This window comes from Peptoniphilus obesi ph1, assembly GCF_000311865.1.
Lineage (GTDB): Bacteria > Bacillota > Clostridia > Tissierellales > Peptoniphilaceae > Peptoniphilus_E > Peptoniphilus_E obesi.
Genome location: NZ_HE978580.1, coordinates 633,876 through 647,768, shown reverse-complemented (window position 1 = coordinate 647,768; position 13,893 = coordinate 633,876). Strand labels below are relative to the sequence as shown.

The 13,893-nt window shown below is 30.8% G+C and carries 13 protein-coding genes; 9 read left to right on the top strand and 4 right to left on the bottom strand.

Going from position 1 to position 13,893, the window contains the following annotated elements; all coding sequences use genetic code 11:
* The first annotated feature begins 289 nt into the window (after nucleotides 1-289).
* On the top strand, nucleotides 290-1,504 hold the full coding sequence (locus HGPB_RS02820; RefSeq protein WP_019132172.1) for a 2-hydroxyacyl-CoA dehydratase subunit D: 1,215 nt from the start codon (nucleotides 290-292) through the stop codon (nucleotides 1,502-1,504).
* Entirely contained in the window at nucleotides 1,497-2,627 is a 1,131-nt protein-coding gene (locus HGPB_RS02815) for a 2-hydroxyacyl-CoA dehydratase subunit D (RefSeq protein WP_019132171.1), read from the top strand. The genes HGPB_RS02820 and HGPB_RS02815 overlap by 8 nt, the downstream gene beginning before the upstream one ends.
* A 102-nt stretch (nucleotides 2,628-2,729) precedes the next feature.
* On the opposite strand, the gene HGPB_RS02810 is transcribed toward HGPB_RS02815, so the two are convergent.
* From HGPB_RS02810 to HGPB_RS02800, 3 genes are all read right to left on the bottom strand, one after another.
* On the bottom strand, nucleotides 2,730-3,173 hold the full coding sequence (locus tag HGPB_RS02810; RefSeq protein WP_019132170.1) for a MaoC/PaaZ C-terminal domain-containing protein: 444 nt from the start codon (nucleotides 3,171-3,173) through the stop codon (nucleotides 2,730-2,732).
* 22 nt (nucleotides 3,174-3,195) lie between these two features.
* Nucleotides 3,196-4,056 carry a KPN_02809 family neutral zinc metallopeptidase gene (gene ypfJ, locus HGPB_RS02805; protein ID WP_019132169.1) on the bottom strand — a complete coding sequence of 287 codons (861 nt, stop codon included), beginning with the start codon at nucleotides 4,054-4,056 and terminating at the stop codon, nucleotides 3,196-3,198.
* A 115-nt stretch (nucleotides 4,057-4,171) separates the two neighbouring features.
* Nucleotides 4,172-5,212 (bottom strand): coiled-coil domain-containing protein, encoded by a 1,041-nt coding sequence (locus tag HGPB_RS02800; RefSeq protein ID WP_019132168.1) that lies wholly within the window; start codon nucleotides 5,210-5,212, stop codon nucleotides 4,172-4,174.
* A 220-nt stretch (nucleotides 5,213-5,432) separates the two neighbouring features.
* Between HGPB_RS02800 and HGPB_RS02795 the strand changes: the two genes are divergently transcribed.
* Together HGPB_RS02795 and HGPB_RS02790 are read left to right on the top strand one after the other, a co-directional pair.
* A complete protein-coding gene (locus HGPB_RS02795; protein ID WP_019132167.1) occupies nucleotides 5,433-6,263 on the top strand; it encodes an exodeoxyribonuclease III in 831 nt (276 codons plus the stop codon).
* Between the two features lie 31 nt (nucleotides 6,264-6,294).
* Nucleotides 6,295-7,212 carry an NADH:flavin oxidoreductase gene (locus HGPB_RS02790; RefSeq protein WP_019132166.1) on the top strand — a complete coding sequence of 306 codons (918 nt, stop codon included), beginning with the start codon at nucleotides 6,295-6,297 and terminating at the stop codon, nucleotides 7,210-7,212.
* 6 nt (nucleotides 7,213-7,218) lie between these two features.
* Here HGPB_RS02790 and HGPB_RS02785 read toward each other — a convergent pair whose 3' ends face one another.
* Nucleotides 7,219-7,560: a DUF488 domain-containing protein gene (locus tag HGPB_RS02785; RefSeq protein WP_019132165.1), complete on the bottom strand. Its 342-nt coding sequence runs from the start codon at nucleotides 7,558-7,560 to the stop codon at nucleotides 7,219-7,221.
* Nucleotides 7,561-7,677: 117 nt separating this feature from the next.
* Here HGPB_RS02785 and HGPB_RS02780 point away from each other — a divergent pair, with 117 nt between their 5' ends.
* The 5 genes from HGPB_RS02780 to HGPB_RS02760 all read left to right on the top strand — a co-directional run bounded on the left by HGPB_RS02780 (nucleotide 7,678) and on the right by HGPB_RS02760 (nucleotide 13,893).
* Nucleotides 7,678-8,424 carry a phosphatase gene (locus HGPB_RS02780; protein WP_019132164.1) on the top strand — a complete coding sequence of 249 codons (747 nt, stop codon included), beginning with the start codon at nucleotides 7,678-7,680 and terminating at the stop codon, nucleotides 8,422-8,424.
* Nucleotides 8,425-8,512: 88 nt separating this feature from the next.
* Nucleotides 8,513-9,982 carry a C69 family dipeptidase gene (locus HGPB_RS02775; RefSeq protein WP_019132163.1) on the top strand — a complete coding sequence of 490 codons (1,470 nt, stop codon included), beginning with the start codon at nucleotides 8,513-8,515 and terminating at the stop codon, nucleotides 9,980-9,982.
* A 112-nt stretch (nucleotides 9,983-10,094) separates the two neighbouring features.
* A complete protein-coding gene (locus HGPB_RS02770) occupies nucleotides 10,095-10,982 on the top strand; it encodes a mechanosensitive ion channel family protein (RefSeq protein WP_019132162.1) in 888 nt (295 codons plus the stop codon).
* A 299-nt stretch (nucleotides 10,983-11,281) separates the two neighbouring features.
* Complete coding sequence (locus tag HGPB_RS02765; RefSeq protein WP_019132161.1) at nucleotides 11,282-12,541, top strand: hypothetical protein; 1,260 nt, start codon at nucleotides 11,282-11,284, stop codon at nucleotides 12,539-12,541.
* Nucleotides 12,526-13,893 (top strand): hypothetical protein, encoded by a 1,368-nt coding sequence (locus HGPB_RS02760; RefSeq protein ID WP_019132160.1) that lies wholly within the window; start codon nucleotides 12,526-12,528, stop codon nucleotides 13,891-13,893. The genes HGPB_RS02765 and HGPB_RS02760 overlap by 16 nt, the downstream gene beginning before the upstream one ends.

Sequence of the window (13,893 nt, the reverse complement as noted above, 5' to 3'; positions counted from 1 at the left end):
TCCTTGCTAAATAGTATATATCAAAACACGCACACTTTATACAAGCAAAGCTATAATAATAGCAAATTATTTTAAAATTAATCTTTTTATGCAAATATTAAAAAATTTAAGGTAAAAATCAATCAAAACCTAGTCGATGAGCTAGTTAAGGCTGATTGAATTTATTAAATAAGTGGTATAAAAATAAAATAGAAAAGACAAAGACTAAATTTGTAATAAAAATAAGAAATTATATTTATTCAAAAAACGTTTTCATAAAACTGATTATAAATATAGAGGGGGTAAAAAAATGTATGAAGATTTAACTGCAAAAGAGATGCTAAATAAATTATTAGAAAAGCACTATTCTGATGCTATGGAAGCAAAAGAATCAGGAAGGCCAGTAGGTTGGGTAGCTTCAAACTTTCCGCAAGAATTTATTGAAGTTTTTGATTTGGATGTAATCTATCCTGAAAATCAAACTGCTGCAATTGCTGCAAGGAGCGAAGCCCCAGAAATGATTGAAGAATCAGAATCTCTAGGTTATTCGAGCGATATATGTTCCTATGCCAGAGTTAGTTTGGGATTTTTAGAAAAAGGATATAGCGAAAGTTCAAATGTTCCTATGCCTGATTTTTTATTATGCTGCAACAATATTTGCAACCAATTAATAAAATGGTTTGAAAATATTTCTCACGAATTAAATATTCCTCTAATATTAGTGGATGTTCCATTTAACAATGATTATGAAGTAACAGAATCTAGAATTGAATATATGAAAGGTCAAGTAGACTATCTTATAAAAAGTCTTGAAGAAATTTCAGGCAAAAAATTTGATCCAGAAAAATTTAAAAAAATTCAAGAAATATCAAATGAAACTTCCAGACAATGGAGAAGAGTAGAAAGCCTAGCTCAAAAAGAACCATCTCCAGTAAATGGATTTTACTTATTTAATTATATGGCGCTTATGGTTTGTGCCAGGGGCAAAGAATCAACAAGAGATTGTATAAAAAAATATGCTGATGAATTAGAAGAACTTTATAATAAGGGAGAAAGCCAATACAAGGGAGAACAAAAACACCGCATAATGATGGAAGGAATAGCTTGTTGGCCATACCTAAGACACAATAGCAAATATTTAAATGAATATGGAATAAATTTAGTTGGATCAATTTATATTCAAACCTGGGGCAGGATTTATTCCAGCCTAGAAGAAATGCTATATTCATATTCTAATGTTCCAGACGGCATAAATCTTGAAAGAGCAGTAGACAGAAGACTAGACATAGCTAGAAAATCTAAGTGTGATGGAATTTTGGTACATATGAATAGGAGTTGCAAAATTTGGGACGGATTTTTACTAGAAATGGTAAGAAGAGTTTCAGAAGAACTTGATATTCCATATGCTATTTTTGACGGCGACCAAGCAGACCCTAGCAAGTTTTCAAAAGCACAATTTGAAACAAGAGTCCAAGGATTAAATGAAATAATGGACGCACGTAAAGAGGTGAAGATCAATGACTGAAATAAAAAATACACTTAAAGTCTTAGAAAAAGTTTGTTTAAATCCTGAAGAATATTTAGAAAATATAAGGAAAGAAAAAAAGATTATAGGATGTTTTCTTCCATATACTCCAGTTGAACTTATTTATTCTATGGGATTTCACCCTCAAATACTTTGGTGGTATGGAATAGAAACAGGAGCATCTTCTAAATACCTACCTCCATTTTATTGCTATCCACTAAAAAGTTTATTAGAAGCAGGCATGGAAGGAAAACTAGACTACCTAGCAGCCGTATTGATTGCAAGTTTTTGCGATTCTTTAAAGGCAATAGGACAAAATTGGAAGGTTGCAGTTGAAAATATTGAATTTATTCCATTAGTTTATCCACAAAATAGAGACCTAGATTGCGGCATGGATTTTCTAAAATCAGAATTTTTAAATATAATAAAAATATTGGAAGAAAAATTCAACTGCAAATATGATGAAGATAAATTAAAAGAAGCAATCAAGCTTTATAATGAAAGAAATCAAAAATTAAATAAACTTATGGACCTTGCCAACAAGCACCTAGATATAATAACTCCTAAATATAGAAATTATATAAATAAGGCAGGATCAATCCTAGACGTAAAAGACCATATAAAATATATAGATGAACTGATTGCTGAATTAGAAGCAAGAGAAGAATTTAAATCTGAAAATAAAAAAGTTTTATTGACAGGAATAATGGCAGATTCAAAAACCTTATTAAATTCAATAGCAGATAGTAATTTAGATGTTGTAAGCGATGATTTAGCTCAAGAATCAAGACAATACAGGACAGAAATCAAAGAATATACCAGCGATCCACTTTTTAACCTATGTAAAAAATGGGCAGACTTTGAAGGCTGCTCAATGGCACACAGCAGGGAAAATGAAAGGGTAAAAATAATATTAGAAAAGATTAAAGAAAATGATGTCGATGGAGTAATATTTGTGAATACATCTTTTTGCGATCCAGAAGAATATGATTATCCTATAATAAAAAAAGCACTCGAAGAAAAAAACATTCCACAAATACTTATAGAAAGTAACAAGGAAAACACTTCTAATGGACAAATAAAAACCAGGATAGAAGCCTTCCAAGAGCTACTTAATTCTTGATAAAATTAAATAAACAAGAAAAGTCTACTAGATAAAATTCTAGTAGATTTATTTATAATAAAAAATGACCTTAAAAAAAATTATCTTTTAAAGCCATTAAAACTATTCATCATAAATTTTTGATTTTACTAAAACTATAGAATCAAAAGTTAAGACCAAATCTCCATTTTGATTTTTAGTTTGATAATTAAAATAAACTGTGCCAGTTTTTTTATTGCTGGATCTTTTTTTACCAGTAACCGTACAAACAGAAGACAAAATATCTCCCGGATAAACAGGCTGTAACCACCTCAAATTATCAATACCGATCCCAGCCAAAACTCCCTTGGAATCAATTCCCATATCGACCCACTTGCTCCAAGCAAAACACAAGGTATTAAAACCAGATGCAACCAGACCATAAAAAACAGGATTGGTTGAATCATTTTCATCTTGATGAAAGGGTCTATTGTCATACTTTTTAGAAAAAGATTTTATCTCTTCACTAGTTATTTTAGCTTCCTTTACATAATATTTTTTACCAACTTGGTATTCTTCTAAATACATTTAGCCACCTATAAAATTAAATTTATCTTTTATATTGAAATTCTGGTTGATACTTAAGACCATCAAAAAATTGCATAGCATGCTCAAGATCGTGATAATTAAAACCTTGGTCAAAAGCATTTTTACGTTGCCTTGATGTACCGTGGGTAAAACTATCTGCATTTACTTCCTGACCACTCATTTTTTGGATCCTATCATCACCAATAGATGCAGCTGCATTCATCGCCTCTTCAATATCTCCTTGGTCTAAATAACCCTTCTCTTGAATATAATAAGCAAAAAGCCCAGCAAAGTAATCCGCCTGAAGCTCCATAGCAACAGAATATTTATTATATTCCGCTTCAGGAAGCTCTTGTCTAAGAGGTTGAACTTGTCCTAAAATATTTAATTGATTTTGAACATGGTGCCCAATCTCGTGAGCTAAAACATAAGCAAAAGCAAAATCGCCCTCAGCTCCAAAAGTATTTTTCAAATCATTATAAAAAGAGGCATCTATATAAACTATTTGATCCAGTGGGCAATAAAAAGGCCCCATATTCGATTGAGCAAGTCCACATCCAGACTGAGTAGTTTGATTAAACAAAGTCATCTTAGGTTCAGTATATTCAACATCATATTCTTTAAACTTTTCATGCCAAACATCTTCATTATCTGCCAAAACAACAGATAAAAAATCTTCTAACATAGCTTGTTCTTCTGAACTTTGACTTTGCTCATAATTAGTTGAACTACTTTGTTGAGGAAGACTTGATGGATCTCCACCCAATAAAAAATATATTAGAAGTATAACAATACCACCAATACCTCCGCCAAACATCAAAGGAGCTCCGCCACTCTTTCCTCTCTGCACATTTGAACTTTTTCTTCTTCCCTGCCACTTCATTGAAATTCCCCCTAAAAAATAAAGTAATTATATATAATTTACCCCTAATTAAATATAAAATCTAGATAAATAAAAAAAAGACTGGATTAACCAGTCTTAATTTTTATTAAAATTATTAAAGTTCTACTTTAACTTCTTCATCTTTACCTAATCTAGATCCGTAAACACCAGCTGATGCTGATAAAACTAAACCTAGTGCAAGTCCTACAAATGTTAAGCCTGAAGCTAGAGCTGTTTTATTTGATGCTTCTTCTGCTCCTTCTCTAGCATCTTCAACAGTTTCTTCTGCTTGAATTTGTAGTTTAGTTATTTCATCTGAAGCTTGATTTAATTTTTGTTCAGCTTCTGCTGAAGCTTCTTGTAGTCCATTGTAAATATTATCTACAGCCTTGTCAGTTTCTTCTGGAGTTAGGTCTGTATTTTTTTCTACTGCATTTTTAATTGCGTCTCTATCAGCTGCGTTTGCAATATTTTCTGCACGAGCTTTTAGAGATTCAGTAGTATTTTCTATAATTTGATCACTTTGGTCAGGGTTTACTGCAATTTGTTTTGCAGCTTCTTTAATTTCTTCACCAGCTTGGTCTAATTGTCCTTGAAGATAAGCTGGTTGTAATTCTTCTACTTCAGTATCTTTTAAAATTTCTTTTACATTTGCATCTAATTCTTCAGTGTCTACATTTAAATTAGATGTAATTTTATCAATTCCAGCTGATGCAGCATTTCCTGCAGATTCAGCAACATTTGCTGTTCCACTTGCTACAGCTGATCCAACATTTCCAACCAATTTACCAACACCTGATATAGCTGAAACAGCTGTGTAAGATATTAGTATGAAAGCTATAAGAATAGACGCTGCCCAAGTTACAATACCATGTAGCATTCCCACTCTTTGTGCAGCAACACCAGATATAAATCCTGCACATAAAAATGAAATAATTAAACTAATTACTGTCCAAACAAGGACTCCTGTGCCAACACCATCTAGTGGGTCGTTTGAAGTTGGTTCTAGAATCCCAAAACCAAGTGCTGAACTTATAAATGATAGTGTAATAAATACTGCCATAAATGTTACAACACCTGCAAATATTGATCCCCAAGAAATGTTAGCTCCCGCTTCTTCATCACTTCTTAGGTAATTAACAAACTTTCTTTTCATATACTTTTTCCTCCAATACATAATAATATTTAGATTATAATCTAAATTACAATTAACATTATACAATATATGTACCCAAAAACAAAAAACTGACACAATTTGAAAATATAGTTTAACTTATATATATAAGTTTTGTATAAGAAAAATTTTTCTAAACTATGCTAAAATTATTAACATAAGGAAAAAATAAATTAAATTATTATATATAAGGAGTGGTAGATTGAAATTTATTTCTTGGAATATAGATTCTTTAAATGCAGCTCTTACTAGTGATTCGGCAAGGGCAAAATTATCAAGGGAGGTTCTTGATACAATTGTTTCTTACGATGCGGACATAATAGCCATACAAGAAACAAAACTTCCTGCGAAGGGTCCTAGCAAAAAACACAAGGAAGGTTTAGAAAAGTATTTTCCAGATTATGATTATGTTTGGGTGAGTTCGGTTGAACCAGCTAGAAAGGGCTATGCTGGAAATATGTGTCTTTATAAAAAGACTTATGAGCCGGTAATAACTTATCCAAATATAGGTGCACCGGAGCCAATGGATAGTGAGGGAAGGATTATAACACTAGAGTTTGAAGATTTTTATTTTACTCAAGTTTATACACCAAATGCTGGAAACCAACTTGTAAGACTGGGCGAAAGACAAGTTTGGGACAAACAATATAAATATTATTTAAAAGAATTGGATAAGAATAAGTTTGTTATAGCGACTGGAGATTTTAATGTTGCTCATAAAGAAATTGACCTTGCTCATCCAGAAAATAACCATGAGTCAGCTGGTTTTACAGATGAGGAAAGAGAAGGATTTACTAATTTATTAAATGCTGGCTTTACAGATACTTTTAGACATAAGCATGGAGATGTTGAAGGTATTTATTCTTGGTGGGCACAAAGGGTTAGGACTAGCAAGATTAATAATTCTGGCTGGAGGATAGATTATTTTCTTGTAAGCGATAGGATGGCTGAAAAGGTTGAAAAATCTGAAATGATAGATTCTGGAACTAGACAAGACCATACGCCAATACTTCTTGAAATTTCAGAAATTTAGTAAATTTAGAAAATTATAGTTAGGTGAGAATATGAAATTAAAAAACAGGATAGTTTTACCTGCAATGGCGAGGGAAAAATCTATTGATGGTAGACCGACAAAAGAATTATTTTCTTATTATGAAAATATGGCTAAGTCTGGATTTTCTTTAATTATTTTAGAGCATGCCTATGTTTTAAAAAGTGGAAAGGCAAGTCCTAATCAAATGGCAATAGATGAAGATTATGACAAGGATATTTTAAGTGAAATTGCAAAAACTATAAAAAAATATGACTGCAAAGCCTTAATGCAAATTAGTCATGCCGGCAACAAGGCAAAAATTGAAGGAGATGTTTTTGGTCCTTCGGCAAAAGAAAATGTAAAAGAATTAAGCAAGGCAGAAATAAAAACAATAGTTGATGCATTTGCAAAGGCTGCAAGAAGAGTAAAAGAAATGGGTTTTGATGGAGTTGAAGTCCACAGTGCTCATGGATATTTGTTAAATCAATTTTACAGCCCTTTGGAAAATAAAAGAGAGGATGAATATGGTGAATCTTTAGAAAACAGACTTAGGATTCACAAGGAAATTATAGAAGCAATTAGAAAAGAGATTGGAGATTTTCAAATATTTTTAAGATTAGGAGCAGCTGACTATACAGAAGGTGGAAATACTGAAGAAGATGGAGTTAAAGCTGCAAAACTACTTGAAAGTTATGGAATAGATGCAATTGATATATCTGGTGGAGTTTTAGGCTTTTTAAAACATCCTGAAGTTGAATATGGATATTTTTCATCAGTTAGTAAAAAAATAAAAGATTCTGTTAAAATTCCAGTTATGATGACTGGTGGGGTTAAAAATCTTAAGCAATGTGAGGATTTATTAAATAGAGGAGTTTGCGATCTTGTTGGAGTTGGAAGACAAAGTCTAAAAAATCCAGCTTGGTTACTAGAAGATATGAAGAAGGAGTGAATTAATTCACTCCTTTTCTAATTCTTCTTTTATTAGGTAACAATGGACTGGATTTTTGGCGGCAGATAATAATAAAATATTTTCCTCATCTGAAATAGACTTTTTAAAGTTTTTCCAGTTATCCTTATTTTCTTTTATTTCTTTTCTATACTCTTCTTTAAATTTATCTTGATCAATTTTTTCACTGTGAAAACTCTTTCTAAGCTCATTGCTTGGACAAATTTCTTTTGGCCAGATATCAGCTTTAAGATCTTCTTTTTTAATGCCTCTTGGCCACAAACGGTCTGCAAGTACCCTATAACTTTTATTATCTAAATCTTCATAAACTCTTTTTACAACAATTTTCATATAATCACCCTTATTAAATTTATAACCATTATTTATAAATCGAATTAGAAAAATATTAATTCTTGCATGTTATAATTGATTTAGTTATTGAAAAGATTTTTGGGAGGAAAATATAAAATGCTATGTGATCTTCATACGCACACAATTATAAGCGGACATGCTTATTCAAGTTTGAAAGATAATTTAAATTATGCAAAGATAAATAAATTGAAATTTCTCGGAACTAGTGAACACGCTGAAATGATGCCTGGTTCTTGTAAGAATAGTTATTTTTATAATATGAGAATTTTAAAAAGAGAATTTGATGGAGTTTACTTATTAAGAGGCGTGGAAGCAAATATAATGGATTATAATGGGAATTTAGATTTTGATGCTTCTAGAGTTCCTGGTGCGACTGATTATGTTATCGCGTCCTTGCACGGAGCTTGCATAAAGGATGGCGGGGTAAAAAATAATACTAATGCGATAATAAAGGCTATGGATAAGGCAAAAGTTGCTATAATAGGTCATCCTGATGATGATAATTATCCTTTAGATAAGAAGGAAATTGTCCTTGCAGCTAAAGAAAAAAATATATTACTGGAATTAAATAATTCATCTCTTAGTGAAAATTCATTTAGGATAAATGCAAGAGAAAATATAATAGAGCTTTTAGAACTTGGAGAAAAGTATGATATCAACTTTATAATGAATACGGATGCTCATGTTGAATATCAGGTTGGAAATTTTTCTTCTATGGTAGAACTTCTTGAAGAAATGGATTATCCAAAAGACAGGATAATCAACTTTGACAAAGATGAAAGCAGATTATTCAAATATTTAAATATAGATAAGAAAGAAATTTATGGAGAAAACAGTATTTAATAGATACTGTTTTTTTAAATATTTTTGTTTTTATTAGGCTGATTAATTATAATAAAAATATAAGTTATAGATGAAGGGAGCGATTTAAATGGCTTGTACTACAATATTAGTTGGGAAAAATGCGAGCTACGATGGATCAACAATTGTAGCTAGAAATGAAGATTCATCAGCAGGTCAATATAATGAAAAAAGATTTGCTGTTATGGATCCTAAAGACCAAGTAAAAATATATAAATCAGTAATATCAAAGGTGGAAATAGAATTACCAGACCATCCTATGGCCTACACTTATATGCCAGAAGCAGATCTATCTAATGGAGTTTGGGGCTGTTATGGAGTTAATGAAAAAAATGTTTCGATGACTGCAACAGAAACTATAACATCAAATGAGAGAGTTTTGGGAGCAGATCCTCTAGTAGAATATAAAAAAGCTGAAGATGGAAAAGAAGAAGTAAAGGGTGGAGTTGGAGAAGAAGATTTTGTTACTATAACTCTTCCTTATATCAATTCAGCAAGAGAAGGCGTTATTTATCTTGGCGAAATTTTGAAAAAATATGGAACTTATGAAATGAACGGAATAGCCTTCCAAGATGAAAATGAAATTTGGTGGTTAGAAACTATTGGCGGCCACAATTGGATAGCAAGAAAAGTTCCAGATGATTCTTATATTGTTATGCCAAACCAATTGGGAATTGATTATTTTGATTTTGAAGATGCATATTCTGATAAAAAAGAATTTATGTGTTCAGAAGGATTAAAAGAGATGGTAGAAAAATATCATTTAGATTTAAGAATGGATCCGAGTGAAGATTTTAATCCAAGACATGCTTTTGGTTCTCATGATGATTCTGACCATGTTTATAACACTCCAAGAGCTTGGGCTATGCTAAAATATTTTAATCCTAAAAAATTCAGACAAGAAGAAATATCACCTGAAGACGATGATCTTTACTGGTCACTTGTTCCAGAAAAGAAGATAACAATAAATGAAGTAAAGTGGGTTCTTTCAAACCACTATCAATCAACTGAATATGATCCTTATACTAGAGATAAATCTTCAAAAAATAAATACAGACCGATTGGAATTAACAGGACAAATGTCTTAGGTCTAGTACAAATCAGACCATATGTAAAAGAAGAAATAAAAGCTCTACAATGGATGGCACTTGCTAGCAATGTATTTAATGCAATGATTCCTTGCTATACAAATATAACAAAAACTCCAGAATATTTAGGTGGAAGTTTCTTAAAGGCAACAACTGATAGTTTTTATTGGACAAATAGGATAATTGGAGCACTTGCAGACCCTCACTATCATGAAACATCAGCAGAGATTGAAAGATATCAAATAGCAGTGAACAATAAAGTTAATGAAATGATAAACAAGTTTGACCGAGAATTTGAAGATGTGGAAAAAGATAAGCAAAAAGAATTTTGTGAAAAGGCTAACCAAGAAATTTCAGACTTTACTCAAGAAGAAACTCAAAAACTATTAGACAAGGTTTTATATATTGCCAGCAATCAAATGAGAAACAGCTTTTCAAGAAGTGATGCTTAAAAATTATAAAGGCACAGGCTTAGCTTGTGTCTTTTTTATATATAGATAAATTATTCATGTTATAATCGAATAGGTTTGATTTATTAAAGTAAATCAATACAAGGGGGTTAGGATGAACGATTTTTTAAAATATTTAAATAGCGATGATGTAGATTATGAATTATTTGTGAAAAAAGTTGGTATTACTATTGGAATAATTATAATTTGCTATTTATTTATAAAGCTTTTATCTTGGATACTTAGAAAAATAAGCGACAATGAAAAAATAAATAGTAAGATAATAAGATTTGCTAGACTATTTTTAATAATAGCTTCTGTTTTAGTAATAATTAATATGTGGATTTCAGAAAATGGTTTATTTGGAGTTGTAGTTGCAATAATTTTAGCCTTTATTGCCCTGGCCGCAAAAGATATTATCATGGATCTGGTCGCATATATTTATATAGGAGTTAGACAACCTTTTAATGTTGGTAATGTGATCGAGATTGGTGAATCTAGTGGGGAAGTAATTGATATAGATTTTTTACAATTTAACCTTGCAGAAGTTGGCGATTTAACGGCGAGCAGAACTCACACTGGAAGATACATCTCAATTCCAAACAGGTTTATATTTCAGCATCCGGTCTATAATTTCAACCACGACAATCCATTTGTAATTGTAGATATTTCAGTTTTGGCAGGTTTTGATATTGATAGGGAAAAAGTTATAAAAATTGCAGGCAAGGTTGCTTATGAAAAATATCAACATTTCTTAGATGTTTATGATGATAAAGAAATTAAGGAATTTGATATAAAAATGGCTGGCGTTGATGCGGATAAAAAACCAAAGGTGCGTTTGGAACTCGATCCAAACGGGTTTAGAATCTATATACAATTCTTTACTGCTTACTATGATATTGGAAAAAATAAAATGATAATGCAAAATGCTTTGTACGATGCATTAAAAGAGGCAAATATAGAAATGCCAACTCCAACATTTATAAGAAATATAGAAGAATAGAAAGATTAAGGACAAGAAATTGTCCTTTTTTTAATAAAAATAGGAGATAAAACCACTTTAATATAGTAAAATAATAGTAGGCATATTTAGTTTATATTAAAAATTATGTATAAGTAGAGTGGATATGTGGATAAATTTTGAGAATTTATAAAGTTTTATTGAGAAATGTAAGTATATAAAATCAAAAAAATTTATAAAGAAAGACATATCTATAATCCCAATAGTTGTGGATATTGCTTAGTTACTTATATATAATTATTTTTAGATACATATTAAATATATAAATTAAAGGAGGAATTATGAAATTTTGTACTCAGTGTGGTAAAAAACTTGAGGATTGGGAAACTTGCGATTGTCCAGGCAGCGTAAATCAAAGAAAAAATTCAACAGAATACAATAAGCAAGAAAATAATTTTGATCAAAAGCAAAATAATTTTAATCAAGGTCAAAATCAAAACTTCAATCAAAACACAGGTAATTTTAATACAAATCAAAACTTCAATCAAAACCAGAACTTTAACCAAAACTATTCAAATCAAAACTACAATAGCTACAATCAAGGCGGATCGAATAATTATTCAGATGGTTCTTTTAATTCAGATGATTTTGCACAAAAGGGCAAGGAAATTTTTGATGGTATGTCTAAAAATGTGGGAAATACTTATCAAAAAATTAAGGATGAAAGAGAAAAGGCCCAAGCTCGTGAAAGGGCGTATATGGGAAACCCAGATGAATTAATCATTCCACATTCAATGACATCAAATGATGGAGAAATTCCTGTAAAACAATTTAATCTTACAACTCTTAGAAATTTAGTTTTTGGTTTTATACCAACTGGAAAGGCAGCTGGAAAATTACTTATAACAAATAAGAGGGTAATTTTTTCTGCTAAGGGTTTTGATTTTAATGGATCAACTAACTACCAACAAGAATTTACTATCAGTGAAATTGGTGGAGTGAAATTTAGAAAGTCATATGCTTTTAAGTTTTTAAGATTTTTATTTATATTTTTTATTACAAGCCTTGTAGTAGGAACGCTTGCAGCTATATTTTTTGAAATATTTGATGGAGAAGCCGGACGTAAATTTTTATCTTTACTTTCAACAATATCAGTAATAGCAGCAGGTTTTATTTTGTTTTTTCCAGGAATAAATAGGTGGCTAAAACTTTTAGCTGTTGCAGTTTCAATGAGTTTGTCAGCAGAAGGCATTGATTTAATAGGAAATCCACTAGCGTCAGTTTATTATGGAGGCTCAGGCGGAGAGTTGACAGTTATTTTAACAATAGTTAAGTTTATTTTATTAATTATTGCAATTATCTCTGTTTCAAAATTACCAGATATGGAAATTTATGTAGCAACAAAAGGCGGAGGAGAAGCAGTTATGGTAAAAGCAGATAAGAAGGGAATTCCATTGATAAGACCGGATGAAGAAAACTGTGGTTATTCTTATGTTTTACCTGCTCGTGATACAGAAATTGCTTTAAGAGAAGTAGGAGCAATTATTGATGATATACAAGTCCTTGGTGACTATGGTGTAGAAAAATGGAAGCAAGTCTAAAAGATTTTGGACTCAAATATGAAGATTTTATAAAAAATCAAGAAATAACAAAAAGCTTTTATAAAGATCTTGCCAGTTTATATAATTTGGCAGATTTAAATCAGGAAATAAAAAACTCTTATGGTCGGGAGGCCATAAGAGCCTTTTATAATGGGGACAAAAATTTTATAGATAAGATAATTTCAGAACAAGCTGGTTTAGAAAATCAAGCGGCAGAGCGAATAGCAAAAACTCTTACAGACCCACAAAAAGCCTATCTTATTTCTGAAAAATTTATTGATGATGTCAAAAATCTAAGAGAAGTTTTTCCAAGTGAGCTTGTAGAAAATGCTAATTTCTTTATGGGTGATCCCTACGGTATATACAAAGCTTTTGAGCCTATAAAATATAAAGATTTTATAAATGGTTTGGAAAAAATTCCAGAATTAAACCTCAGCCAGAAACAATTTGAAAACTTAAAATTTGGCTTATCAAATATAGATAGTCTTGAGAGTGGAAAAATTAAGTATAAATTTAAAAATCCAAATAAAAAAACAGGATTTGATCTTTCATTGCAGTCTTTAAAAAAATCCCAAGCCAAGTTTAATATTAATAATATAAGAAACTTCGAGTTAAATGGGACAAAGTACAAGCACGCAAGAAAACTTTCTGCATATACTTCGATAAATAAAATATTTGGCATAGAGCTTTCAGATAAAAAATCTAACGAAACATTGGGAGTGAGTTCTACAAAAAAATTTGGATACAACTTTAAAGAAAAATTTTATATTGGACACTCATATTCGAGTAAGCTTGTAGATACAGACTTTAAACTTAGCGGAAAAGATGTATCAATTGAAAGCAAGGCGGCTGTTACAAAAAATGTAAAGGCAGGTTTTGAACTTCAAATGGATCACGATGATACTTCCATTATGCCAAATTATCATATAAAGTCCGAAATTGATTTAAAAAATGCAAATATGGGAGATCTTATAGTTTATAGCATAATTAAACCGATAGAAGTAAGTCATAATTTGATGATGGATTATATGAAAAGTTCGATTGATAAGGCTTTAGGAGATGAAAAAGTCGAAGAAGAAAATACTGAAATATCTCTTGTAGAAGAATATGCAGATGAGTTAGAAAAAAGAGGAGAACTAGATAAACTGCTGGAAGAAGAAGTTGAAAAATCTTTGAATCAAATTGTAGATTCAGAACTTTTAGATGAAGTTAGTCAAGAGGTTTTTGAAGCAGAGTACCAGGAATTTATTAATCAGGAAGTTCAAAAAGCAGAAGAAGCTTTACAAGAAGAAATGGACCAACAAATACAAGAAGAAATCACGGTAGAGAATATTCAAGGCTTTGGCTTGTAA

Coding starts and splice junctions, on each gene's coding strand:
- HGPB_RS02820 (WP_019132172.1), top strand. CDS start 290: ATGTATGAAGATTTAACTGCAAAAGAGATGCTAAATAAATTATTAGAA.
- HGPB_RS02815 (WP_019132171.1), top strand. CDS start 1,497: ATGACTGAAATAAAAAATACACTTAAAGTCTTAGAAAAAGTTTGTTTA.
- HGPB_RS02810 (WP_019132170.1), bottom strand. CDS start 3,173: ATGTATTTAGAAGAATACCAAGTTGGTAAAAAATATTATGTAAAGGAA.
- ypfJ (WP_019132169.1), bottom strand. CDS start 4,056: ATGAAGTGGCAGGGAAGAAGAAAAAGTTCAAATGTGCAGAGAGGAAAG.
- HGPB_RS02800 (WP_019132168.1), bottom strand. CDS start 5,212: ATGAAAAGAAAGTTTGTTAATTACCTAAGAAGTGATGAAGAAGCGGGA.
- HGPB_RS02790 (WP_019132166.1), top strand. CDS start 6,295: ATGAAATTAAAAAACAGGATAGTTTTACCTGCAATGGCGAGGGAAAAA.
- HGPB_RS02785 (WP_019132165.1), bottom strand. CDS start 7,560: ATGAAAATTGTTGTAAAAAGAGTTTATGAAGATTTAGATAATAAAAGT.
- HGPB_RS02780 (WP_019132164.1), top strand. CDS start 7,678: ATGCTATGTGATCTTCATACGCACACAATTATAAGCGGACATGCTTAT.
- HGPB_RS02775 (WP_019132163.1), top strand. CDS start 8,513: ATGGCTTGTACTACAATATTAGTTGGGAAAAATGCGAGCTACGATGGA.
- HGPB_RS02770 (WP_019132162.1), top strand. CDS start 10,095: ATGAACGATTTTTTAAAATATTTAAATAGCGATGATGTAGATTATGAA.
- HGPB_RS02765 (WP_019132161.1), top strand. CDS start 11,282: ATGAAATTTTGTACTCAGTGTGGTAAAAAACTTGAGGATTGGGAAACT.
- HGPB_RS02760 (WP_019132160.1), top strand. CDS start 12,526: ATGGAAGCAAGTCTAAAAGATTTTGGACTCAAATATGAAGATTTTATA.